The sequence below is a fragment of the Paraburkholderia sp. BR10872 genome (assembly GCF_040965835.1).
GTDB lineage: Bacteria > Pseudomonadota > Gammaproteobacteria > Burkholderiales > Burkholderiaceae > Paraburkholderia > Paraburkholderia nodosa_A.
In genome coordinates, this window is the sequence record NZ_JBFRCN010000024.1 from 84,870 (window position 1) to 108,358 (window position 23,489).

Below are 23,489 nucleotides of genomic sequence, written 5' to 3' on the forward strand. Positions count from 1 at the left end.
TCTCCTCCTCTGTCCCACGGGTGTTGCATCCTGTAGCACCCGTGTTCCGAAACGCAACACTCCTTCCCGCGCCGGCAGCACTGGCCGCATCGAGCGAACGCTGGCTCACACCGGCATGCCCCTTGCTTTAAAGAGACTGGCCGCACATTCGATGCGGTATGCAGCCTCAATCTCAAACAAGGAGACATGTCATGCAGTGGACGACCCCCGCTTATACCGACTTGCGTTTCGGCTTCGAAATCACGATGTATATCGCCAACCGCTGAGCGCACGGCAGCGTGCCGCCCGCGCGGCTATCGGGGCGTGGCGGGCGGCATGCAGCGAGAACGATCATGAAGATCAGGATACTGGGTTCAGGCGCGGGCGGCGGCCTGCCGCAATGGAACTGCAACTGCGCGAATTGCCGCCGCGCGCGGCAGGCGTGCAGCGATGTGCTGCCGCGCACGCAGTCGTCGATCGCTGTGAGCGGCGACGGCGCGGACTGGGTGCTCGTCAATGCGTCGCCGGATCTGCTTGCACAGTTGCGCTCGCACTCCGATCTGCAGCCCGCTCGCGCAACGCGCGATAGCGCGCTAGCGGCTGTCGTGCTGACCGACGCGCAGATCGACCACGTAACGGGCCTGCTGATGCTGCGCGAACGCACGTCGCCGTTGCTGCTCTATGCGTGTGCGCCGGTGCTCGACGATCTGTCGAGCGGGTTGCCGCTCGTACCGCTGCTCGGCCACTACTGCGGCGTGGAGGCACATACGGTCGCGCCGGGCGAGCCGTTCACGGTTGCCGCTTGCGCCGGCCTGCGTTTTACCGCGCTGCCCGTGGAGAGCAAGCCGCCGCCATATTCGCCACGCCGCGAGGCATCCGCGCCGGGCGACAATATCGCACTCTTGATCGAGGATATCGCAGCGGGCACGCGTGCGTTCTATGCGCCGGGTCTGGCGCAGATGAGCACCGACGTGCTCGGCACCATGCGCCAAGCCGACCTCGTGCTCGTGGACGGCACGTTCTGGACCACCACCGAAATGATCGACCTCGGCCTCTCGACGAAGCACGCGGTCGACATGGGGCATCTCGCGCAGCGCGGTGACGACGGCCGGCCGGGCATGATCGACTGGCTCGACACGTTGCCGCGCGGCACGCGCAAGGTGCTCACGCATATCAACAACACCAATCCGATTCTCGACCCGCATTCCGTCGAGCACGCCCAACTGCGTGCACACGGCATCGACGTGGCCCACGACGGTATGCAGTTTCAGGTATGACGATGAACGCACCTCTCAAGCTTGAAAACACGCACGAAATATCATGGACTGCGAATGAATTCGAATCGCGTCTTCGTGCCCTCGAATCGCGCTATCACATCCACCATCCATTCAACCGCATGCTCAACGGCGGGCGTTGCTCGCCCGCGCAGATCCGCGGGTGGGTCGCGAACCGCTTTTACTATCAGATCAACATTCCGCTCAAGGATGCGGCGATTCTTTCGAACTGCCCCGACCGTGCCACGCGCCGCCGCTGGATCCAGCGTCTGACCGACCACGACGGGCAAGGCGAGAACGAAGGCGGCATCGAAGCCTGGGTGCGCCTGGGCGATGCCGTTGGCGTCGATCCGGACACGATGTGGTCGCAACGACTCGTGCTGCCCGGCGTGCGCTTCGCGGTCGATGCCTACGTGAATTTCGCGCGGCGCGCGCCGTGGCAGGAGGGTGTGTGTTCGTCGCTTACCGAGATGTTCGCACCGCAGATTCATCTGGACCGGCTCGCGGGTTGGCCTTCGCATTACCCGTGGATCGAGCCGCAAGGCCTTCAGTATTTTCGCAGCCGCGTGCCGCTCGCGCAGCGCGACGTCGAACACGGGCTCGAAGTGACGCTGAGCCATTTCCGCACGCCCGCCGAACAGCAGCGTGCGGTGGAGATCCTGCAGTTCAAGCTCGACATTCTCTGGTCGATCCTCGATGCAGTCGAAAAGGCGTGGCCCATATGAATCCGATAGTGCCCGATGCAGGCAGCGGCGTGCCGCTGCGCCCGCGCTTGCGCGGCATGTACCGCTTGCAGTGGGAGGCGGCCCAGGACGCCTACGTTCTGCTCTATCCCGAAGGGATGGTGCAGCTCAATTCGAGCGCGGGCGAGATACTCGCGCGTTGTGACGGCGCGCATGAACTCGACGAGATCATCGGCGAGCTGGAGCGGCTTTTCAGTACCTCCGAGCTGGCGCCCGACGTCTATCGCTTTCTCGATCACGCGCGGCTGCGCGGCTGGCTCGACTGACATGGCGACCGCTCCTGCCCCCCTGCCCAAGCCGCTCTGGCTGCTCGCCGAGCTGACTTACCGCTGCCCGCTGCATTGCGCGTTCTGCTACAACCCGGTGGACTTCTCGCGGCACGGCGAAGAACTCGACACCGAAACATGGCGCGCGACCATCAGCGCCGCTCGCGAACTGGGCGCGGCGCAGATCGGCTTTTCCGGCGGCGAGCCGCTGCTGCGCGACGACCTGGAAGCGCTCGTCGCGCATGCGCGCCAGCTTGGCTTCTATACGAACCTGATCACGTCCGGGATCGGCTTGAACGTTGAGCGCATCGAGAGGCTCAAGGCGGCCGGGCTCGATCATATTCAGGTGTCGATGCAGGATTCCACACGCGAACTCAACGACTTTCTCACGAGCACGCGCACGTTCGAACTGAAGCGCAACGTTGCGCGGCTCGTGAAGGCGCATGGCTATCCCATGGTCCTCAACTGCGTGCTGCATCGTTTCAATCTGCCGCACATCGCGCAGATCATCGACATGGCGCTCGAACTGGGCGCCGACTATCTGGAGCTCGCGAACACGCAGTATTACGGCTGGGCCATGCTGAATCGCGACCAGTTGATGCCCACCGCCGAGCAGCTTCGCGAAGCGGAGGAGACCGTGAACCGCTATCGCGCCCGGATTGGCGATCGGTGCCGCATTTTGTTCGTCGTGCCCGACTACTTCGAACAGCGGCCCAAAGCGTGCATGAGCGGCTGGGGCAGCGTGTTTCTCGGCGTGGCACCCGACGGCGCGGCGTTGCCTTGCCACGCGGCACGTTCGTTGCCGGGCCTCGTGTTGCCGAACGTGCGCGACGTGCCGCTGCGGCAGATTTGGTACGAGAGCGAAGCGTTCAACACGTTTCGCGGCGATGGCTGGATGCGCGACCCCTGCCGCAGTTGCGACGAGCGTCACGCCGATCATGGCGGTTGCCGATGCCAGGCCTACCTCCTGACCGGCGACGCCGCCGCGGTCGACCCGGTGTGCGGGAAGTCGCCGCATCACGACCGCATCGTGCAGGCCGTGGAATTCGCAAGACGGCCAACGCGCGACGACGAGCGGCCGATCGTGTTCCGCAGCCGGCAGAACTCGCTCGCGCTTTGAGTGGAGAATCGACATGGCGTCGGTCGTTGCGCGCTTCGATCGCGGTGAGCCTGCGGCGTTCGGCCAGCACCCGTTCGGGCGGCGTGCCGCAATCGCCGGTGTGGTCGCGGGCGTGCTCGCGCTGCATGCCGCGCTGATTGCGGTGGCGCGATGGGAGGCGCCCGCGTCGCACGCGATGCCGGTGCGCGTGAGGGTCGTTGACGCCGTGCTGATCGCGCCGATTCCGCCTGTGTCGAACAAGAACGAAGCGCCTGCGCGAACGTCTTCGCCGAGCCGACCCACTCACGAAGCAATCCAGAATAATCGTGTGCAGTCGGCTAGAACCCGTCCACCTGCGCCTGTGCGTGCGCAAAGCATTGCACGCACGCCGCCGCCGCTAACGCCACCACCGTCCGCACATGCTGCCCCCGAAGCCGCGACGCCGACGGAGCGCATAGCTGGACCGCAGCCGCGATCGCAACCTGCGCCCGTCGCTCAGGCACCTGCCGTGGACGTGCCGCGCCGCGTCGCCCATCTGGATTGCGCGCTCACGAAGCCCGACTACCCCGCGCAGTCCTTGCGCCGCGCCGAGGCGGGCACGGCCATCATCGAAGTCGATACCGCAGCGGACGGCCACGTAGTCGCCGCGCGTGTAGCGACGACCAGCGGCTACGCGAGGCTCGACGAAGCGGCGCGCGACGCGGCGCTCGCGAGCCGCTGCCAGCCCTATGCCGAGGACGGCAAGGCGGCGCCAGCGCGTGCCGACGTGCCGTTCACGTTCACCCTCAGCGAATGAAACGGAGGATCTCATGCCAACCTATGGAATCGCGCACCTGTGGACCCAGGGCGATCCAATGACGCGCTTCGTGGCGGCGCTGCTCATCGCGATGTCGGTCGTGTCGTGGTCGGTGATCGTAGTGAAGGCGTTCGAGTTCGCGCGTCTGCGCCGCCATTCGGGCTTCGCGCAAAGACGCTTCCGGGAAGCCGTCGACGCCGACGATGGCGTCGATGCATTGGGGCCCGCGGGCACGCCGTTCTTCGAGTTGGCCAGCGCAGGCCAGCGCGCGCTGGCGCACCACGGGGCGAGCGGCGCTGCGCATCGCGGGCGCGTCGACTTGAGCGAGTGGTTGCTGCGCAGCCTCAGGGCTTCGGTGAACGAGAGCTCGACGCGTCTTCAGCGCGGTCTCGGCCTGCTTGCCTCGATCGGCAGCACGGCGCCTTTTGTCGGCCTCCTCGGCACCGTGTGGGGCATCTACCATGCGCTGCTCGCACTCGGCGCGAGTGGCGACGCCAGTCTCGAACACGTCGCGGGGCCGGTTGGCGAGGCGCTCATCATGACGGCGCTCGGCCTGTGCGTGGCGATTCCCGCCGTGCTTGGGTATCACGCGCTTGCGCGTGTTTCGCGCGATATCGTCGCGCAGCTCAACCGCTTCGCATACGGCGTACACGCGCTGTTGCTCACAGGCAGCGCGCCTGCGCCGCGTGGGACGATGAAGGAACGGGTATGAACGACGATCGCGATCTGGAAGACGAAGCGATGCCGACGGCCGACATCAACATGACGCCGCTCATCGACGTGATGCTCGTGCTGCTCGTCATCTTCATGGTGACGCTGCCGGTTCTGCACCATGCTGCGCAGCTGGCGTTGCCGCGCGCGAGCAGCCAGCGTGAGGACCTGGCCGCGCCGCACGTCGACATCGTCGTCGATGCGCTTGGCCACATGAGCTGGAACGGGCAGCCTGTTCAGGAGTCCGCTCTATCGGCGCGGCTGGTAGAAGCCGCGCGGCTCACGCCGCAGCCTGAAATCCGGCTCTCGGCCGATCGCGCCACGCCGTACGGGCGTGTCGCGAAGCAGCTCTCGGCGGCGAGCGCCGCGGGACTCGCGAAGGTCGGCTTCGTGACCGAGCCGGACCCGCCGCGGCGTGGCCAGTAACGACTAAAGCTTCATGCGCTGCAGCACGCGATCTTTGAGCACAAAGCGATGAAACAGCGCCGCGGCCACATGCAGGCAAATGAACGCGAACAGCACCCACGCGAGCACGCTGTGGACGTCGCCCATGGCGTGCCCGAACGACGACCCCGCAGGGGAGAGCGCGGGCAGCGGAATGGCGCCGAACAGCGTGACGTCCCACGCGCGCGACGACGCGTTGATCCAGCCGAGCATGGGCACCGCGATGAGCAGTGCGTAGAGGCCGGCATGGGTGAGGGCTGCCACGGCACGCATGAACGGCGTCTGGTCGTCGGGCGGCGGGCGATGGGTGGCGCGCCAGAGCAGACGGCACACCATGGCGGCGACGAGCGCCGTGCCGACGCCCAGGTGCCACGCAATTTCGCCGACGGGGCGCGTGTCGCGGTGCACATCGGGCATGGTCCAGCCGATCACGAACTGCGCCGCGACGAGTGCGACGACGAGCCAGTGAAGCAGGCGCGCTACGAGGTCGTAGCGCGAATCGGCAGCGATTTGCATGGGCGCTCCGTGCTCAGAAAGGGTCGGTTGAAAGCGCCGATTCTAGCGTGCCGAGATTAACGGATCATTAACTGTGCAGCTTGCCGGTCACCCTTAAAGCCACGTTCCCCCTTGGCGCTCGTTCGGCTCCTGGGCAAGCGCGTCGAAATCGTGGATCCAGTCCAGATGATTGAGCACGCCCTCGCGCGAGCCGAGCCGGGCGTTGCGTTCCTGCGCAGCGGGGCCGTCGGGCAGATGCAGCACGTCCGCCGTGGTGATCGAAGCGTACTGCACCTTGCGCGTGCGGCCCCGGCGCAGGCGCTCGTAGGCTTGCTGCGCTTCGCGCCAGTTACCCGAGCCCGCCTTCGCCAGCTGGTCGGCCAGCACCACGGCATCCTCGATCGACTGGTTCGCGCCCTGGCCGTGGTGCGGCACGAGCGCATGCGCGGCGTCGCCGATCAACGTGATGCGGCCCTTGCTCCAGCGGCCGAGCGGCGGGCGGTGGAACAACCCCCAGCGCTGGCTGATCGGCACAGCGGTGATCATCTGCACGACGGCCGGGTGCCAGTCCCTGAAAAGGCGCAGTTGCTCGCCTTCCTGGGCAGGCATGACCCACTCGCGCGACGGCCACGGCGACGGATGGCGCTCCACCAGCAGGAAGTTCTGGTCGCCCTTGTCGCCAATCGGATAGTGCAGCAGATGGCCGCCCGGCCCGACCCAGAACTGAATGGTCTCGGGATCGGGCAACAGGTCCGTGCGCTCCGCGGCCACCACGCCGCGAAAGCCCGAGCAGCCCGAATACAGCGCGTCGTCGTAACCCAGCATCCAGCGCCGGATGACCGAGCGCGCGCCGTCCGCCCCGATCACGAGATCGGCATCGACGTGTTCACCGTTGGCGAACGTCAGGCTCACGTGGTCGGGTTGCTGCGCGAGATCGACGAGCCGATGGCTGAGTTTGATGCGCTCGAGCCCGACCGCGCCCGACAGCACCGCTTGCAGATCGGCGCGATGCACGCCCCAGTACGAGCCGCCGAATTGCCCGCGGGAGTCCGGTGCGCCGCGATGGTGGCCGATCACCGCGCCACTGCGGCCGTCACGATAGACGAGGCCCGGCACTTCCGCGCAGACTTTCTCGAAGGCCGGGCGCAGGCCCATGCGCTCGTAGAAGCGCGTGGCGTTGGCCGAGAGGGCGACGGCCGCGCCCACTTCGCGCAGCTCGTCGGTCTGCTCGAAGAGCTGCGCGTCGATGCCATGCTCGCGCAGCGCGAGAGCCAGTGTGAGGCCGCCGATGCCAGCGCCGACGATCGCAATCTTCAGATCACGTGATTTCATGACTGTGTCTCCGATATTCATATAGGTGGGGTCGGCTGGCGCTGCTTCATCACGCTCACACCGTGTCCGTATTCTCGGCAGCCGCTTCTCATTCCACAATAAAATGGAAGGAATCTGCTTCATCACTGGATTGAATGAATGGAACTGGGCGACATCGATCTCAATCTGCTGCTGCTTTTTCATCGGCTCATGCGCGAGCGGCGCGTGGCGAGCGTGGCCGAGCAGATGAACATGAGCCAGCCCGGCGTGAGCAACGCGCTCGCGAAGCTGCGCCGCCTGCTGGGCGATCCGCTCTTCGTGCGCGGGCCGGGCGGCGTGGTGCCCACGCCGTTCGCGCTGCGTCTCGCAGAGCCGGTCGCGCAGGCACTCGCCACGCTGCACGGCGCGCTCAATCCCGTGACCGGGTTCGATCCGTTGCGCGCCACGCGCACCATGACGATCGGCATGACCGACATCGGCGAGGTCGTGTTCCTGCCCGCGCTGCTCGAGCGCCTCGCGCGCGAAGCGCCGGGCGTCGCGCTCAACACCGTGCGCAATACGGGCGTCAATCTCAGCGAAGAGATGGCCGACGGCCGGGTCGATCTCGCCATCGGATTGCTGCCGCAACTCAAAGGCGGCTTCTATCAGCGGCGTCTCTTCGATCAGCGCTATGTCTGCCTCTTCCGGCGCGGGCATCCGCTGGAGAATGCGCCGCTCACGCTCGCGGCCTGGCGCGAGGCCGAGCATCTGGTGGTGGTGTCGGCGGGCACGGGGCACGGACAGGTCGACGAATGGCTGAAACGGCGCGGCGTGAAGCGCCAGGTGCGGCTCTCGGTGCCGCACTTCATGAGCGTGGGCTACATCCTCGAGCGCACCGATCTGATCGCCACGGTGCCGGAGCGGCTGGCGCTGCAACTGGCGAAGCCGTTTTCGCTGAGCCTGAGCGCGCTGCCCATGAAGCTGCCCGCCGCGCCGATTCATTTGCTCTGGCACGCGCGCGTGCAGCACGACGAAGGCAATCGCTGGCTGCGCGAACGCGTGATCGAACTCTTCGCGGATGGCGGCGGGCAAGCGCGCAAGGGTAGCGGCGCGGCCCGCGCCTAAGCCTCGAACGATCCCGCTAGCGGAATTTGCCTGCGCGCTGCGTGGCCGCGGGCAACTGCCGTGTTTCGCGCACCGAACGCGGATGCCACAGGCGCGCGCCGCCTTCGATGCCGCGGTCGTTCGGCACGGTGGCCACGTTCGGCGGCAGATCGAACGTGAGGCGCGCCGCGTTGCCGCCGCCTATCCAGAGCTTGTCGTAGTGCACGAGCGAGTCGAGTATGCCGATGATCTTCTCGACGCGCGCGTTCCAGCGCTTGTTCCCCGCCTTGCTGCGCGCGGCGTCGCCGATGTACTCGTCGTAGGCGCGCTTCCGGCTGACCGGATGATGCGCGAGTTCGAGGTGCGGCATCAGTTCGCCATCACGGAACATGGCCGTGCCTACCCCCGTGCCGAGCGTCATCACGAATTCGAGGCCTTGCCCTTCGATCGCGGCGAGGCCCTGCATTTCCGCGTCGTTGATCATGCGCACCGACGCAATGCCCAGGCGCTCGCCGAGCATCTGCGCGAGCGGCACGTCGTTCCAGTCGTCGGGGCCGAGATGCGGCGCCGTGATCACATGATTGTTGCGCACGACACCAGGAAAGCCGATCGAAACGTGGGTCGCCGGATACTGCTTGAGCAGCGGGCCGACGAGCGTCGCGAGCGTTTCGACCAGCAAGGCGGGCGGGCACGGATGCGGTGTCGCCACGCGCACGCGCTGCGTGCGCATTGCGCCGCTCGCGTCGATGATCGCGGCCTTCAGGCCCGTTCCGCCAACGTCGATCGCGAGAATATTTTCGATGTCGTTCGAGGTGTGCGTTGCACTTACCGCGCTTTTCACAGCGCTTTTCTTCACCGCTTTTTCGATTTTGGTCATACGTTCTCCTTGGCTGTCTGGTTCACGTCTTCTTCGCCGGCGCCGGCGCGAGGGTGCGCCACGCGCGGCCGTCGCGCGCGAGCAGTGCATCCGCCTGCGCCGGGCCTTCGCTGCCCGCGGCGTACTCGTACACGGGAAGCGCGGCGTCGAGTTCCGGGTGCAATACGCCATCCACCGTCGACCATGCCGCCTCAATGCCATCGGCGCGTTGAAAGAGCGTCTGGTCGCCGAGCATGCAATCGTAGAGCAGGGTTTCGTAGCCGACATTGGCACGCTCCGCGAAGAAGTCGTCGTAGTCGAACGACGAATGCACCGGGCCGATCTGCACGACTGGCCCCGGCGTCTTCACGTTGAAGTCGAAGCTCGTGCCATGCGACGGATCGATGCGCAGCGTCAGCACGTTGGGCGTGAGCGTATCGACCGGCGTGTCGCGAAAGAGCAGAAACGGCACGCTCTTCAGCTGCACCGAAATCTCCGTGCGCCGCGCGGCGAGGCGCTTGCCGGTGCGCAGATAGAACGGCACGGCCGCCCAGCGCCAGTTGTCGATCTGCACGCGAGCGGCGGCATAGGTTTCGGTGCGGCTGTCCTGCGCCACGTCCGGTTCTTCGCGGTAGCCCACGCCCGCCGGGCCCTTCGCGTATTGACCGAACACCACGTCGTCGGGCGTGAGCGGCTTGAGCGCATCGAAGATGTCGGCCTTCTTGTTGCGCACGGCTTCGGCGTCGAACGAGTTGGGCGGCTCCATGGCGACCATGCCGAGCAGCTGAAACAGGTGATTGGGCACCATGTCGCGAAACGCGCCGGTCTGCTCGTAGAACTTGCCGCGGCCTTCCACGCCGATCACTTCCGAAGCCGTGATCTGCACGCTGTCGATGTACTCGCGCCGCCAGACGGGCTCGAACATGGCGTTGGCGAAGCGCAGCGCGAGTATGCTCTGCACCGTGTCCTTGCCGAGGAAGTGGTCGATGCGATAGACCTGCGATTCGCTCGCGAAGCGCAGCACATGCTCGTTCAAGTCGCGCGCCGAAGCGAGATCGGCGCCGAAGGGCTTTTCGATCACGATGCGGCGGAACGCGCCGTTGCTGTCGTTGCCCTCGTCGAGCAGCCCCGCCTTGCCGAGACGCTCGATAATCGGCTTGAAGAAGCGCGCGCCCACGGCGAGGTAGAACACGACGTTGCCGCGCGACTTGCCGTTCAGCTGCTGCGCGAGGCGCTCGAACGCGCTGTCGTCCTCGAATTCGCCTGCCATGTAGGTGAGCCGCTGCGCGACCCAGTCCCACGCCTCGTCGTCGAGCTTGCCGGCGTGGAAGGTACTCGCCTTGTCGGCGGCGAATTTCTCCAGCGCGGCGTGCAGATCGTCGACCCACGCCTTCGTTTCGCGCTCGCCATGATTCACGCCGATGATCTTCATGCCGTCGTCGAGCAGGCGGTCGACGGCGAGGTTGTAGAGCGCCGGCATCAAAAGGCGCTTGGTCAGATCGCCGCCCGCGCCGAAGATCACGAGCGTGCAGGGCGGTGCGGGATGCTTGCCAACGGGCGAGGCGGGCGCGGCCGGTGCGCCGTGCGGATGCGCAGGCACTTTCGCGCTGGGGGCCGCGCGGGAAGCTTCGTTGGAAGCGTGGGGCTGGGTCGCGGGGTGAGTCGGTTTCGTCGACATGATTTCGCTTCAGTGGGCCGAAATGAATACAGCGAGCAAGTCCGGTTCCTTGACTGACCGAGTTTGCGCGCATTGAGTTCATTCCGCCATCGAAGGCGTTTTGTAATATCGTGGGCACTCATGTCACGCCGTTCTCCCCCGCGCTGATTGCGCAATTCGCAGTACCCTTACCGGCGGCGGCAACTTCGACCAGGCTGATTGAACCGACCCGAGGATGGTGGCTATGTCCGATAAGCACTCCCCCGACGAAAAAGATCCCCATGATCCGCAGGGCATGCGCGGCGGACTCACGAACTACGGCGACACCGACTTCTCGCTGTTCCTTCGCAAGGCCTTCATCAAGGGCGCCGGATATACCGACGACGCGCTGGCGCGACCCGTCATCGGCATCACGAACACGGGCAGCGCGTACAACCCGTGCCATGGCAACGCGCCTCAGCTTCTCGAGGCGCTCAAGCGCGGCATTCTGCTGGCGGGCGGCTTGCCGATGGAATTCCCGACCATTTCCATCCACGAAAGCTTTTCGCAGCCAACCAGCATGTTCATGCGCAACCTCATGTCGATGGATACGGAGGAGATGATTCGCGCGCAGCCCATGGATGCGGTCGTGCTCATCGGCGGCTGTGACAAGACGGTGCCCGCCCAGTTGATGGGCGCGGCGTCGGCGGGCATTCCGGCCATTCAGCTCGTTACCGGGTCGATGATGACGGGCGCGCATCGCGGCGAGCGCGTCGGCGCGTGTACGGATTGCCGCCGCTACTGGGGCAAGTTTCGCGCGGGCGAAGTCACGGCGGATGAGATCGCCGAGGTGAACGACCGCCTCGTGCCGAGCGTCGGCACCTGTGCCGTCATGGGCACGGCCAGCACGATGGCTTGCGTGGCGGAAGCCATGGGCATGACGATGCCGGGCGGGGCCTCGCCTCCAGCGGTGAGCTCGGACCGCATGCGCGTGGCCGAGCAGACCGGCGCGCAAGTCGTGGAGATGGCGCGACGGCGGCTCACCATCGACCAGGTGCTCAGCGCCGAGTCGTTCGAAAACGGCTTGCGGGTGCTGCTGGCCATCGGCGGGTCGACCAACGGCATCGTGCATCTCGCAGCGATTGCCGGGCGCATGGGCTTCGACATCGATCTGGACGCCGTGGACCGTATGGGCCGCGAAACGCCGGTGCTGCTCAACCTGAAGCCGTCCGGCGAGCACTACATGGAAGATTTTCATCGGGCGGGCGGTATGGCCACGCTGCTCCATGAACTGAAGCCCTTGCTGCATCTCGACGCCATGACCGTGACCGGCCGCACCCTCGGAGAGGAGATGGAGCGCGCCGGGCCGCGCTTCGCGCAGGACGTGGTGAAGCCGCTCACCGCGCCCATTTACCCGCAGGGCGGCTTGGCCGTGTTGCGCGGCAATCTCGCGCCGGGTGGCGCGGTCATCAAGCAATCGGCCGCCTCGGCGGCGCTCATGGAGCACGAGGGCCGCGCGGTGGTGTTCGAGGACGCGACCGATATGGCGCACCGCATCGACTCCGACGATCTCGACGTCCACGCCGACGACGTGATCGTCCTCAAGCGCATCGGACCCAAAGGCGCGCCGGGCATGCCCGAGGCCGGCTACATCCCGATCCCGAAGAAGCTGGCGCGGGCCGGGGTGAAGGACATGGTGCGGATTTCGGACGGACGCATGAGCGGCACGGCATTCGGAACCATCGTGCTGCACGTCACGCCGGAAGCCGCCATCGGCGGCCCGCTAGCGCAGGTCCGTAACGGCGACCGCATCCGCTTGAGCGTGGCCAACCGCGAGATTACGCTGCTCGTGGACGAAGACGAACTGCGGCGCCGGGCGCAGGCGAACCCGGTGACTGCGCCCACGGCAAGCCGCGGTTATCACAAGCTCTTTCTCGACACCGTGACCCAGGCAGACAAGGGCGCCGATTTCGATTTCCTCAGGGCGGTCGAATCGCGTGGCGCAGTGCCCAGGAAGTAGCTTGCGGGCCGGGAGAGCCGGGTGGCCGCACTTCTTGCCCGGCGTCCTGATTTCGGTATAATGAAAGCTCGTTCGGAATAGCGAACAAGAAACACCATGCAGCAGCAAAGCATCCAGAGTCGGACTGACCGACGCCAACCTGCCCTCCCGGGCAAGGTGGAAGCCCTCGAGGCGATGCGGCCGATTCACGGCAACGAAACGGGAACAGCCTGGCTGGCACCGGTTCGATCAACCTTCATCCGGAGCCACCATGCATCAAGATATCTCCTCCTCGTCGACCGTCTGTGAAGACCTGTCGCACTGCCTCCCCGGTTTCACGCTCACTCACACCGTGCATCTGGTGTCCGGTCTGGATCTCGGCGTCGTGTCGACCGCCGCCGGCGTGCTCGACGGCGAACAGGTGGTCGTCGACCGATGGGCCGTGACCCGCTTCGGCGACGTGCTCGAGCAAAAAATCGTATTTGGCGACATGACCGAACGCCGGGCGGCCCGGCTGCGCGAACGGCTCGCGGCCGTCGACGGCGTGTTGCGCGCGAAGATAGAGCATCATTTCGTGCGCGCCCGCTGAAACCAAAGGCCGGCGTCGCCGATGCACTTAACGAGGAGCCAGGGTGCCAGACATCAGCGTTGAACAAGGGCAACACTCACGCGTCTTTGTCGCGGACATCGGCGGCTCCTACATCAGGCTCGGTGTATCGGACCGTCCGCGCAGCGTGCGCCTCGTCGAAAGCGTGCCGACCCCCGTCGACAGTTGGGAGGCGTTCGGCGCGACCCTCGAAGCCCTGGCGGCCCGGCATATTGGCGAGACCCGCTCGCCTCTCGTCATCTCGATGGCAGGCGCGATCGATCCCGCAAGCGGCGTGATTTGCGCGTCCAACGTCCCATGTGTCTCGGGCCGCGTGCTCGGCGCGGAGTTGTCCTCCCGGCTCAAGCGGCGCATACGCATTGCAAACGACGCGGACTGCCTCGCGTTGGCCGAGGCCGTCGAGGGCGCGGGTGCCGGCCACGATGTCGTGTTCGGCGTGGTCCTCGGCTCGGGTGTCGGCGGCGGGCTGGTCGTGGGCGGCCGCGTGGTGGGCGGCGCGAGCGGCATAGCGGGAGAGTGGGGCCACGGGCTGCCGGTCAGCACGCACGTCGACTTCGACGGCATGGGCCACGCGGAGCCCGTGATGGCATTGCGTTGCGGCTGCGGGCGAGTGGGATGCGTCGACACCATCGGCGCGGCACGCGGTCTGGAACGGCTCCACGCACTCCTGAACGACGAGCAGAAAGACAGCCACACCCTTCTCGACGACTGGCAGCAAGGCGGCGAGCGCGCGCGGCGCACCGTTTGCGCGTGGCTCGCGCTGGTATGCGAACCGCTCGCAGCCGTGGTCAATATCACGGGCGCTTCGGTCGTCCCGGTTTGCGGCGGCCTTTCAAATGTGGCCCCATTGATCGACGCGCTGGACGCGGCCGTGCGCAAGCGCACGCTGCGGCAGTTTCGCGAACGCGTCGTCGTTCCGGGCGCATTCCGGCAGGACGGCGGACTCATCGGTGCGGCCATCATCGCGCGGCAGGACGACTGGCGCGAGCCGTAGCGCGCCGTGTTCGCCCGCACAGGAAAAACGGGCTTCCGACGCCTAAACTAATCTATGAAGCCAGACGGCTATCGGTCAGCGTTTCGGTCAGCGGCTACCGGGGTAAGCATCATGAAAGCGCGTGAATTGTGCAGACTCCTGCTCGTGCTCGTGGCGCTATGCATCAGCGCCGGGGCAAGCGCGGGTCGAGGCGGCGGTTGGGTGCATGGCGGCGGTGGCGGCTGGGGCGGCGGTGGTGGCGGCGGCTGGGGAGGCGGCTACGGCGGCGCGAATCACAGCAGCGGCTGGAGCGGCGGCTACCACGGTGGCTATAACGGCGGCGCCTGGTATCACGGCGGTTATTACCACGGCGGCTACTACCATGGCGGCTACTACCACGGCTACGGCTGGTATCACGGCGGCCACTATCACGGCTGGTATGGCTGTTGCGGATCGGCGAGCGTCGGCTTCTACTTCGGCCCCGGCTTCATCTACGGCTCTCCGTTCTATCCGTACTACTATCCGCCGTACGTCGCGAGCGTCTACTACCCCTACGTTTCCGGCGACTTCTCGCAGCCCACGCAGTGGATCGAACAAGGCCAGGGCCAGGCTCAGTACCAGGCAGAGCCCCAGTACGGCGGCGCCAATATGTACGATCAAAACGAGCAGTACGGGCAAGGCGATCAAACCGGCCAGGGCGGCCAGGGCGGCGAGGCGCCATACGGCGTGTGGTACTACTGCATCGCGTCGCAGACCTACTACCCGTACGTGCGGACCTGCCCAGGCGTCTGGCAGCAGGTGCCCGCGCGGCCACCTGACAGTTGAATGACTGCGCGTCAGCGCACCGCGTAGCGTTCGGCGTCGGCGTGCCGGAACGTCAGGCCATGGCCGTGGCGCGCGAGGTCGGGCGCGATATGTCCGGCGTGCAGGCGCGGCGCGCCCTCGAACAGCATGGCCTCGATGCGCGCGTGATCGTGAAACCATTCGATATGCACGAGGCGCCGCGCCGAGCATGCCACGTGCAGATGCAGCGCCGGCGCGCAATGCGCGGAGAGCGGCGTATGCCACGCATCGCACAGCGCGTCGGCCTGCAGAAAGCCGGTGATGCCGCAGCAGCGCGTGGCGTCGGCCTGCAGCACATCCACGGCGTGGGTTTCCAGCAGCGCGCGGAAGTCGTCTGCCGTATAGCCGTATTCGCCCGCGGCGAGCGCCATGCGCGCGGGCAGGGCGGCGCGCAGCGCGGCGAGGCCGCGGCGGTCGTCCGAAGAAAGCGGCTCTTCGAACCACTGCACGTCCTCTTGCGCGAAGCATTGCGCGAGCCGCTGCGCCTCCTCGATCTCATAGGCGCCGTTGGCGTCGACGAAGAGGCCCGCCGTGCTGCCTATCGCCTGGCGCGCCGCCGCCACGCGCGCCGGATCGTCGGCCGGGTGCGAGCCGACTTTCATCTTGACCCACGCGCAGCCGTCGTTCTCGACCCAGCCGCGCAACTGCTTCGTGAGCGTTTTCAGGTCGTAGCTCGTGAAGCCGCCGCTGCCGTACACCGGCACGCGCTCGCGCTGCATGCCGAGCAGCGCGCACAGCGGGATGCCGAGCGCCTTCGCCTTGAGGTCCCACAGCGCGGCATCGACGGCCGATATTGCGCAGGCCGCGAGGCCCGGCCGGCCGATGTTGCGCACGGCCCGCTGCATTTCGAGGTTGATGCGCGCGGTGTCGAAGAGGTCGTGCTGGCGCACGGCGTCGCCGAGCACGCTCTCCACGAGCGCTGTGGCGCCCGCATGCGCATAGGTATAGCCCACGCCGGTGAAGCCGAGCGCATCGATTTCAACCAGCACGAGCGTGGTGGAACGCCAGGCGATGGTGCCGTCCGCTTCGGGCAGGTCGGTGGGGATCGTATAGGCGCGCGCTTCGAGGCGCGTCAATCGGGTGGCATTCATGATGTCTCGCGCGTGTGGCTCACAGCAGCTTGTCGAGCGTGATCGGCAGATCGCGCACGCGCTTGCCCGTGGCGTTGTAGATCGCGTTCGCCACGGCGGCGGCCACGCCCACCACGCCAATCTCGCCCACCCCCTTCGCGCCGAGTGGGTTCACCACGTCGTCGTGCTCGTCCACGAACAGCACGTCGATCTCGCCGATGTCGCGATTCACCGGCACGTGATATTCCGCGAGGTTGTGATTCATGATGCGCCCGAGCGTATGGTCGAACTGCGCTTCTTCGTGCAACGCCATACCGATGCCCCATACCACGCCCCCGGCGATCTGGTTCGCGGCCGTCTTCGGGTTGACGATGCGGCCCGCCGCAACGGCGCTCACCACGCGCGCCACGCGCACCATGCCGAGCGCTTCGTCCACGCGCACTTCGGCGAACACGGCCGAATGCGTCGCCATGGAATACTGCTTCTGGAGCGCCTCGGGCTTCAGTGTGACCTGCGCTTCGAGCGTTTTCATGCCCGCGTCGGCGAGAACGTCGGCAATGCGGGCGCTCGTTTCGGGCCGGCCGGCGCTCTCGCTCAACCTCACCTCACCGCCTTCGATCACGAGCGCTTCGTCCAGCATGCCGGGGTCGAGATTGGCGAACGCCACGCCGCCGTGCGCGGGCAACAGTTGCGCGAGGCGCGAGCGCAGCTGCGTGCAGGCGAGCGATGCGGCGCTGCCCACCGAAGCCACGGTCCACGAGCCGCCTTCGATCGGCGCGGGCGGTAGCGATGTGTCGCCGAGCGTGAACTCGACATCGTCGATGGCCATGTGCAGCGCGTCGGCGGCGATCTGCGAAATGGCGGTGTAGGTGCCGGTGCCGATATCGGCCGTGGCGCTGGCGAGTTCGAGACGGCCTTGCGCATTGAGCACGGCGCGCACGGTCGCTTCGGTCTGCAGCGCTTCCCAGATGCCCGTGGCCATGCCATAGCCCACCAGTTCGTGGCCCTCGCGCATGGCGCGCGGCGTGGCAATGCGCGCGCCCCAGCCAAAACGCTCGGCGCCTTGCGCGTAGCAGTCGAGCAGCGCCTTGCTCGAATACGGCAACTGCTTGTTCGCGTCCTCGTCGGCGTAGTTGCGGATGCGCAGTTCGAGCGGGTCCATGTCCAGCGCGACGGCCAGTTCGTCCATGGCGCATTCGAGCGCGTAGAGACCTTGCGCGGCGCCGGGCGCACGCATATCGAGCGGCGTGTACACGTCGAGCCGCCCAAGCTTGTAGCCGAGCTGGACGTGCGGCGCGCGATACAGCCGGCCCGACCAGTTGACGACCACGTCAGTGAAGTCCTCGAACTGCGAGGTTTCTCCCACGGCTTCGTGGATGATCGCTTCGAGGCGGCCATCGCGTTGCGCGGCAAGCGCAACGTGCTGGATCGAGGCGGGCCGGTGTCCGAAGGTGAACATCTGCGCGCGCGTGAGCGCCACGCGCACGGGCAGGCGCAGCACGCGCGCCGCCATCATCGCCAGCGGCAGATGGTATTGCGGCCGCAGGCCGGAGCCAAACGCGCCGCCCACGAACGGCGAAATCACGCGTACGCGGTCCTGAGACAGGCCGAAGACCTTCATTAGGTACTGCTGAGTATTGCTCACGCCTTGAGTCTTTTCGTAGACGATGTAACGCCCGTCGGCGGAAGGCACGACGGTGCAGCCGTGCATCTCCATAGGCTGATGAAACTCCGCGGGTATGCTGTAAAACGCGTCGGTGCGGGCGGGGGCGCGCGCGAGCGCCCGGTACGCGTGGCCGCGCGGTGCCGGCGGCGGCTCGAAGCCGCCCTTCTCGGTGGAGGGGTCGACCGCATGCTCCAGGGCGCGGGCCAGTTCGGTCTGATGCGCCTCGCTGCGATAACGCACGCGCACGAGCGAAGCCGCGTAGTGCGCGAGTTCGGGCGTCTGCGCCACCACGAGCGCGACGGGCTGGCCCGCGAAGGCGACGTGCGTGTCGGCGAGCGGGCGAAACGGCTTGCCGCCCGGTGCGATCTGATCCTTCCAGGCCGCGTCGTCTTCGGCGAGCGTGGGGCGGTTCTCGTGCGTGAGCACGTGCAGCACGCCTGGCAGCGCGAGCGCCGCGGACGCGTCGATGGCGACGATCTTGCCGCGCGCGATGGTGGCGTTGACGACCGCGCCGTGCACGAGCCCTGTGGCCGTGAACTCGGCGGCGTAGCGCGCGGCGCCCGTGACCTTGCTGCGGCCATCCACGCGCGAGAGCGGCGCGCCGATGCGTGCGACCGGGTTCGCGTCGCGGCGAGCTTCATAGGCGGTACTCATGCTGATTCCTCCCCGGAGTCTTCTGCGCCATCGCCCTCGGCTCGGGGCGCCAGCGCCTGTTCGAATGCGCGCACGATCGTACGTCGCGCGAGATCCACCTTGAACGCATTGCCGGGACGCGGGTCGGCGTGCGCGACCACGGCGTCGGCGTAGCGTTCGATGGCACGTGTATCGTCGACAGCGCGGCCGATCAGACGCGCTTCCGCTTCGCGATCCCGCCAGGGCTTGTGCGCGACGCCGCCCAGCGCGCAGCCTAGCGCGCGCATCGTGCCGTCCTCCACGCGCACGCCGAGCGCGACCGAAACGAGCGCGAACGCATACGACTGGCGATCGCGCAGCTTCAGATACGTGAAGTGCTGCGCATAGCCCTCGCGCGGCAATTCGACGGCGGTGATGAGTTCCTCGTCGGCGAGCGTCGTTTCGCGGTGCGGTGTGTGACCGGGCAGGCGGTGCAGGCTGTCGAAGGGCAGCGTGCGCGTGCCGCGCCGGCCCGCCACGTGCAGCGTGGCGTCGAGCGCTTCGAGCGCGACGCACATGTCCGATGGATGCGTGGCGATGCAGTGTTCGCTCGCGCCGAAGATCGCGTGCATGCGGTTGACGCCGTCCAGCGCGGCGCAGCCGGTGCCCGGCGCGCGCTTGTTGCAGCACGTGGCGGGATCGTAGAAGTAGAGGCAGCGCGTGCGCTGAAGCAGATTGCCGCCCACGGTCGCCGCGTTGCGGATCTGCGCGGACGCCCCGGCGAGCAGCGCCTGCGCGAGCAGCGGATAGCGCTCGATCACGCGCGCGTCCCATGCCAGCGCGCTATTGGTGGCGAGCGCGCCAATGCGCAAGCCGCCGTCCTGCGTCGCCTCGATGTCGCGCAGCGGCAGCCGTGTGATGTCGATGATCGCGGCGGGGCGCATGACGTCCTCACGCATCAGATCGACGAGATTCGTGCCACCGGCGAGGAATTCGGCGCCGGGGGTGGCGTAGTGCAGCCGCACGGCGTCGTCCACGCTCTTCGCGCGAGCGTACGAGAAGCGGTTCATGGTGCGTCTCCTTCGTCCTCTTCGCCGCCGGCGAGGTCCTGCGCGCGGCGCACGCCTTCCACGGCGTTCGCGATGTTCACGTATGCCCCGCAGCGGCATAGATTGCCGCTCATTTGCTCACGCACGTCGTCGCGGCAATGCGCGTGGCCTTCGGCGAGCAGCCCCACGGCCGAGCAGATCTGGCCCGGCGTGCAGTAGCCGCACTGAAACGCATCGTGGTCGATGAAGGCCTGCTGCACGGGGTGCAGCGCGCCGTCTTGCGCGAGTCCCTCGATCGTCGTGACGTCCGCGCCGTCGTGCGACACGGCGAGCGCGAGACACGCGTTGATGCGCACGCCGTTCACGAGCACCGTGCACGCGCCGCATTGGCCGTGATCGCAACCTTTCTTCGTGCCGGTGAGATGAAGCTGCTCGCGCAGCAGGTCGAGCAGGCTGGTCCACGGTTCCACGTGCAGCGCGTGGTGCGCGCCGTTGATCGTGAGTTCGATCGGCACGGCTTCGCTGCGAAGATGCGTGTCATCGTGCCTCGCCTTTGCGTCGTGTGCGCGCGGCGCGGGGTTGCGGGTGGCTGTGTGCATAACGGCCTCGTTATCAGGGCGGGTTGGGCTGGAATGGTCGCGATCATGCAATGCGCAATGCGCTTGCCTGGTGGTTCGGGTGCGTGCGGGGCCCGATCGCGCCCTCGAACCTATAGCGGATGCTCACCGTGTTCCGGCAACTCGGGCTCGAAAAACACCCAGCGCGCCGCAGGAAACGCCGCCTGCAAGGCGTTTTCGACACGGTCGATGATGCGCACCAGCTCGACGGCGTCGCAGCGCTCTGCGAGTTCGGCCTGGACTGCTACGAGCAGGCTGTCCGACCAGCGCAGCACGACGAGGCTGACCACGCGGCCGATCTCGGGGCGCGCTTCGAGCCACGCGCGCATGTCCCGGCGCACGCTCGCGCGCGCCGCTTCGCCCACGATCAGCGACTTGATCTCGCGAAGCGCGAACACGGCCGCCGCCATCATCACGCCGCCCACGCCGATGCTGCCGAGCGCGTCGAAGCCCGGCCAGCCGGTGAGGGCGGCCAGCCCCGTGCCGGCAATCGAGACGACGAGGCTTGCGAGCGCCGCGGCGTCCTCGCCGATCGAGAGCATGTTCTCCAGTTCGCCGGTTTCGCGAAACCAGCGCCATAGACCGCCCGCGCGGCGCCGCCGGTCGACGGAGCGGATCGATGCGCGCAACGCGGTGCCCTCGGCGAGCGCCGCAACGGCCAGCACGCCCAGCGCGATCTGCACATGATCGACGCCGCTGTGATGCCAGAGCCGCCATGCACCGATCGCCATCGAAAGCAGGCCGCCCACGAAGAAAAACTGCAGCGCGACGAGCATGGCGTAGAAGTGCGTCTCGCGGCCAAAGCCAAGCGGATGCTGTTCGTCGGGCCGGTTGCGGGCCGCGCGCCGGCCCGCTATGAGCAAAAACTGATTCAGGCAGTCGGCGCTGGAGTGCGCGGCCTCGGCAAGCGTGGCGCCCGAATTCGTGTAGGCCGCGGCGGCGAACTTGCACAGCGCCACCACGACGTTGGACGCGAGCGCGTAGTAGACGGCGCGCGGGACCTTCACGCTGGCCTGCCCAGTCGCGCCGCGCTCCATCAGAACCCCGGGATGTCGCGCGCCGCAACGTCTATCGTCTTGGTCCATGCAGCCATCGTGCCTCCCGTTCACCCCCTTATTGCGGGCGCGCAAATCGCATGCCCCCTGCGCGCGTGCGCCGGCGCGATTGGGAGGGCACATCGCTTGCGCTCCGGATGATGTTGTCGCTCGCCTTCACATTGTGGCGAGCCATTCGGAACACTCACCAGGAGCCACCCCATGACACAACACAAACGCCCCAACGGCAAGCATCAGCCCACCGACGCGAAATCGCAGAGCCTCGAATCGTTTCGCGCGCATGCGGACGGTGAGGCGCTGCGCACCAACCAGGGCGTGAAGATCGCCGATAACCAGAACACCTTGCGTGCAGGTGCGCGCGGCCCTTCGCTGCTCGAAGACTTCATCATGCGCGAGAAGATTACGCACTTCGACCACGAACGGATTCCGGAGCGCATCGTGCACGCGCGCGGTTCCGCTGCGCATGGGGTTTTTCGTGTATACGAGTCGCAAGCCGAACTCACGCGCGCGGGCTTCTTGCAGGACCCCGCGAAGGAAACGCCTGTCTACGTGCGATTCTCGACAGTGCAGGGGCCGCGCGGCTCGTCGGACACCGTGCGCGACATACGCGGCTTCGCCACCAAGTTCTACACAGACGAGGGCAATTTCGATCTGGTGGGGAACAACGTGCCCGTGTTCTTCATTCAGGACGCGATCAAGTTCCCCGACTTCGTGCATGCGGTGAAGCCCGAGGCCCCCGACGAAATGCCCACGGGCGGCACCGCCCACGATACGTTCTGGGACTTCGTCTCGCTCGTGCCGGAAAGCGCGCACACGGTCATCTGGGCCATGTCCGACCGCGCGATCCCGCGCAGCCTGCGCACCATGGAAGGGTTCGGAGTGCATACGTTTCGCTTCGTCAATGCCAAGGGCCACGCGCGCTTCATCAAGTGGCACTGGCGGCCCGTGCTGGGCTCGTACTCGCTGCTGTGGGACGAAGCGCAGAAGATCGCTGGCAAGGACCCCGACTTTCATCGGCGCGACTTGTGGGAGGCGATCGAGCGCGGCGACTATCCCGAGTTCGAACTGGGCGTGCAGGTCATCGAGGAGAGCGACGAACACAGCTTCGATTTCGATCTGCTCGACCCGACCAAGCTCGTGCCCGAAGAAGAGGTGCCGGTGAAGATCATCGGCAAGATGACGCTCAACCGCAATCCGGACAACTTCTTTGCGGAAACGGAGCAGGTCGCGTTCCATCCGGGCCATATCGTGCCGGGCATCGATTTCACGAACGACCCGTTGCTGCAAGGGCGTTTGTTCTCCTATACCGATACGCAGATCAGCCGTCTTGGCGGCCCGAACTTTCACGAGATTCCGATCAACCGGCCGGTTTGCCCGTACCAGAACAATCAGCGCGATGCGATGCACCGGCAAACCCTCAACGTCGGCCAGGCTTCGTACGAACCGAATTCGGTGAGCGGCGGGTGGCCGAAGGAAACGCAGCCGAAGGACGGCGGCTTCGAAAGCTACCAGGAACGCATGGACGGCGTGAAGATACGCGTGCGCAGCGAGTCGTTCGCGGACCACTTCTCGCAGGCCACGATGTTCTACCACAGCATGTCGGAGCCGGAGAAGGACCATATCAAGGCCGCCTATACCTTCGAACTGGGCAAGGTCACGAAGCCCGAAATACGCGAACGCCAGGTCAACGCCATTCTCGCGAACATCGACGCGGACCTCGCTGCGAGCGTGGCGCAAGCGCTCGGCTTGCCGAAACCAAAAGCCGGCGCCAAACCAGGCAAGCCGCGCACGGCCAGTTCGCCCGCGCTCAGCCTGCTCAACCGCGTGCAGCCCGGCATCAAGGCGCGCAAGATCGCCTTGCTCACCGCGCCCGGCGCGGACCCCGCCATGCTCACGCGGCTGCGCGATGCCTTTGCGCTGGAGGGCGCAACGGCGCTCGTCATCGCGCCCACGCTCGCGCCGATCGGCGATCTCGCGCCCGATGCGACTATCACCGGCATGCCCTCGGTCATGTTCGACGCGGTGTTCGTCCCCGGCGGCGAGAAGGCCACGGAGGCATTGACGCAGTCGGGCGATGCGCGTCACTTCGTGCTCGAAGCGTTCAAGCATCTGAAGGCGATCGGCTCGGTCGAGACGGGGCGGCTCGTGCTGTCCGCCGCGCAGTTGCCCGATCACGCGGACGGCGTCGCGAACGGCGATGAAGCCGAACTCGAGCGCGTGCTCAAGGAATTCATCGAAGCGGCAGGGCAGCATCGCGTATGGTCGCGCGTGGCGCAGACGCTGGCGGTGCCGGCGTGAGCGTCAA

The 23,489-nt window shown here is 66.8% G+C and carries 23 protein-coding genes and 1 riboswitch; of the genes, 14 read left to right on the top strand and 9 right to left on the bottom strand.

Annotated elements, in window-relative coordinates; genetic code table 11:
* The first annotated feature begins 191 nt into the window (after nucleotides 1-191).
* From pqqA to AB4Y43_RS19950, 8 genes are all read left to right on the top strand, one after another.
* Nucleotides 192-266 (top strand): pyrroloquinoline quinone precursor peptide PqqA, encoded by a 75-nt coding sequence (gene pqqA, locus AB4Y43_RS19915; protein WP_006410019.1) that lies wholly within the window; start codon nucleotides 192-194, stop codon nucleotides 264-266.
* Between the two features lie 66 nt (nucleotides 267-332).
* Nucleotides 333-1,256 carry a pyrroloquinoline quinone biosynthesis protein PqqB gene (gene pqqB, locus AB4Y43_RS19920; RefSeq protein ID WP_368617385.1) on the top strand — a complete coding sequence of 308 codons (924 nt, stop codon included), beginning with the start codon at nucleotides 333-335 and terminating at the stop codon, nucleotides 1,254-1,256.
* Nucleotides 1,257-1,258: 2 nt separating this feature from the next.
* Nucleotides 1,259-1,978 (top strand): pyrroloquinoline-quinone synthase PqqC, encoded by a 720-nt coding sequence (gene pqqC / locus AB4Y43_RS19925; RefSeq protein ID WP_368617386.1) that lies wholly within the window; start codon nucleotides 1,259-1,261, stop codon nucleotides 1,976-1,978.
* Nucleotides 1,975-2,262, top strand: a complete 288-nt coding sequence (pqqD, locus tag AB4Y43_RS19930; protein WP_069262319.1) for a pyrroloquinoline quinone biosynthesis peptide chaperone PqqD — start codon at nucleotides 1,975-1,977, stop codon at nucleotides 2,260-2,262. Before pqqC ends, pqqD begins: the two co-directional genes overlap by 4 nt.
* Nucleotide 2,263: 1 nt before the next feature.
* On the top strand, nucleotides 2,264-3,382 hold the full coding sequence (pqqE, locus tag AB4Y43_RS19935) for a pyrroloquinoline quinone biosynthesis protein PqqE (protein ID WP_368728588.1): 1,119 nt from the start codon (nucleotides 2,264-2,266) through the stop codon (nucleotides 3,380-3,382).
* A gap of 13 nt (nucleotides 3,383-3,395) precedes the next feature.
* Nucleotides 3,396-4,157 (top strand): TonB family protein, encoded by a 762-nt coding sequence (locus AB4Y43_RS19940; protein WP_368617388.1) that lies wholly within the window; start codon nucleotides 3,396-3,398, stop codon nucleotides 4,155-4,157.
* A gap of 13 nt (nucleotides 4,158-4,170) precedes the next feature.
* The gene (locus tag AB4Y43_RS19945; protein WP_069262316.1) at nucleotides 4,171-4,869 is read left to right on the top strand and encodes a MotA/TolQ/ExbB proton channel family protein; all 699 of its coding nucleotides are present in this window, start codon (nucleotides 4,171-4,173) and stop codon (nucleotides 4,867-4,869) included.
* The gene (locus AB4Y43_RS19950) at nucleotides 4,866-5,294 is read left to right on the top strand and encodes a biopolymer transporter ExbD (protein ID WP_069262315.1); all 429 of its coding nucleotides are present in this window, start codon (nucleotides 4,866-4,868) and stop codon (nucleotides 5,292-5,294) included. Before AB4Y43_RS19945 ends, AB4Y43_RS19950 begins: the two co-directional genes overlap by 4 nt.
* A gap of 3 nt (nucleotides 5,295-5,297) precedes the next feature.
* Here AB4Y43_RS19950 and AB4Y43_RS19955 read toward each other — a convergent pair whose 3' ends face one another.
* Complete coding sequence (locus AB4Y43_RS19955; RefSeq protein ID WP_368617582.1) at nucleotides 5,298-5,822, bottom strand: cytochrome b; 525 nt, start codon at nucleotides 5,820-5,822, stop codon at nucleotides 5,298-5,300.
* Between the two features lie 99 nt (nucleotides 5,823-5,921).
* Nucleotides 5,922-7,139 (bottom strand): FAD-dependent monooxygenase, encoded by a 1,218-nt coding sequence (locus tag AB4Y43_RS19960; RefSeq protein ID WP_368617389.1) that lies wholly within the window; start codon nucleotides 7,137-7,139, stop codon nucleotides 5,922-5,924.
* A gap of 138 nt (nucleotides 7,140-7,277) precedes the next feature.
* Here AB4Y43_RS19960 and AB4Y43_RS19965 point away from each other — a divergent pair, with 138 nt between their 5' ends.
* Nucleotides 7,278-8,222 carry a LysR family transcriptional regulator gene (locus AB4Y43_RS19965; protein ID WP_069262312.1) on the top strand — a complete coding sequence of 315 codons (945 nt, stop codon included), beginning with the start codon at nucleotides 7,278-7,280 and terminating at the stop codon, nucleotides 8,220-8,222.
* Between the two features lie 16 nt (nucleotides 8,223-8,238).
* Here the strand turns inward: AB4Y43_RS19965 and AB4Y43_RS19970 are convergent, their stop codons facing one another.
* Both AB4Y43_RS19970 and zwf read right to left on the bottom strand, forming a co-directional pair.
* The gene (locus AB4Y43_RS19970) at nucleotides 8,239-9,078 is read right to left on the bottom strand and encodes an ROK family protein (protein WP_083245078.1); all 840 of its coding nucleotides are present in this window, start codon (nucleotides 9,076-9,078) and stop codon (nucleotides 8,239-8,241) included.
* A gap of 22 nt (nucleotides 9,079-9,100) precedes the next feature.
* Nucleotides 9,101-10,735 (bottom strand): glucose-6-phosphate dehydrogenase, encoded by a 1,635-nt coding sequence (gene zwf / locus AB4Y43_RS19975; RefSeq protein ID WP_368728589.1) that lies wholly within the window; start codon nucleotides 10,733-10,735, stop codon nucleotides 9,101-9,103.
* Between the two features lie 223 nt (nucleotides 10,736-10,958).
* On the opposite strand from zwf, the gene AB4Y43_RS19980 reads away from it, so the two are divergent.
* From AB4Y43_RS19980 to AB4Y43_RS19995, 4 genes are all read left to right on the top strand, one after another.
* On the top strand, nucleotides 10,959-12,713 hold the full coding sequence (locus AB4Y43_RS19980; protein WP_368617391.1) for an IlvD/Edd family dehydratase: 1,755 nt from the start codon (nucleotides 10,959-10,961) through the stop codon (nucleotides 12,711-12,713).
* A gap of 104 nt (nucleotides 12,714-12,817) precedes the next feature.
* A riboswitch (SAM-I-IV-variant riboswitch) is annotated at nucleotides 12,818-12,921 on the top strand.
* A gap of 42 nt (nucleotides 12,922-12,963) precedes the next feature.
* Complete coding sequence (locus AB4Y43_RS19985; RefSeq protein ID WP_368617392.1) at nucleotides 12,964-13,281, top strand: hypothetical protein; 318 nt, start codon at nucleotides 12,964-12,966, stop codon at nucleotides 13,279-13,281.
* A 43-nt stretch (nucleotides 13,282-13,324) separates the two neighbouring features.
* Nucleotides 13,325-14,293 carry an ROK family protein gene (locus AB4Y43_RS19990; protein WP_368728590.1) on the top strand — a complete coding sequence of 323 codons (969 nt, stop codon included), beginning with the start codon at nucleotides 13,325-13,327 and terminating at the stop codon, nucleotides 14,291-14,293.
* 111 nt (nucleotides 14,294-14,404) lie between these two features.
* Nucleotides 14,405-15,097 carry a hypothetical protein gene (locus AB4Y43_RS19995; RefSeq protein ID WP_368728591.1) on the top strand — a complete coding sequence of 231 codons (693 nt, stop codon included), beginning with the start codon at nucleotides 14,405-14,407 and terminating at the stop codon, nucleotides 15,095-15,097.
* An 11-nt stretch (nucleotides 15,098-15,108) separates the two neighbouring features.
* Here AB4Y43_RS19995 and AB4Y43_RS20000 read toward each other — a convergent pair whose 3' ends face one another.
* The 5 genes from AB4Y43_RS20000 to AB4Y43_RS20020 all read right to left on the bottom strand — a co-directional run bounded on the left by AB4Y43_RS20000 (nucleotide 15,109) and on the right by AB4Y43_RS20020 (nucleotide 21,214).
* Entirely contained in the window at nucleotides 15,109-16,206 is a 1,098-nt protein-coding gene (locus AB4Y43_RS20000) for an enolase C-terminal domain-like protein (protein ID WP_342948292.1), read from the bottom strand.
* 19 nt (nucleotides 16,207-16,225) lie between these two features.
* Nucleotides 16,226-18,505, bottom strand: a complete 2,280-nt coding sequence (locus AB4Y43_RS20005) for a xanthine dehydrogenase family protein molybdopterin-binding subunit (RefSeq protein WP_342948291.1) — start codon at nucleotides 18,503-18,505, stop codon at nucleotides 16,226-16,228.
* Nucleotides 18,502-19,533: a xanthine dehydrogenase family protein subunit M gene (locus AB4Y43_RS20010; protein WP_342948290.1), complete on the bottom strand. Its 1,032-nt coding sequence runs from the start codon at nucleotides 19,531-19,533 to the stop codon at nucleotides 18,502-18,504. Before AB4Y43_RS20010 ends, AB4Y43_RS20005 begins: the two co-directional genes overlap by 4 nt.
* Nucleotides 19,530-20,111 (bottom strand): (2Fe-2S)-binding protein, encoded by a 582-nt coding sequence (locus AB4Y43_RS20015; protein WP_069262304.1) that lies wholly within the window; start codon nucleotides 20,109-20,111, stop codon nucleotides 19,530-19,532. The genes AB4Y43_RS20010 and AB4Y43_RS20015 overlap by 4 nt, the downstream gene beginning before the upstream one ends.
* Nucleotides 20,112-20,221: 110 nt before the next feature.
* A complete protein-coding gene (locus AB4Y43_RS20020) occupies nucleotides 20,222-21,214 on the bottom strand; it encodes a cation diffusion facilitator family transporter (RefSeq protein ID WP_342948289.1) in 993 nt (330 codons plus the stop codon).
* A gap of 171 nt (nucleotides 21,215-21,385) precedes the next feature.
* On the opposite strand from AB4Y43_RS20020, the gene katE reads away from it, so the two are divergent.
* Nucleotides 21,386-23,482, top strand: a complete 2,097-nt coding sequence (katE, locus tag AB4Y43_RS20025) for a catalase HPII (protein WP_368728592.1) — start codon at nucleotides 21,386-21,388, stop codon at nucleotides 23,480-23,482.
* Nucleotides 23,483-23,489 lie beyond the last annotated feature (7 nt).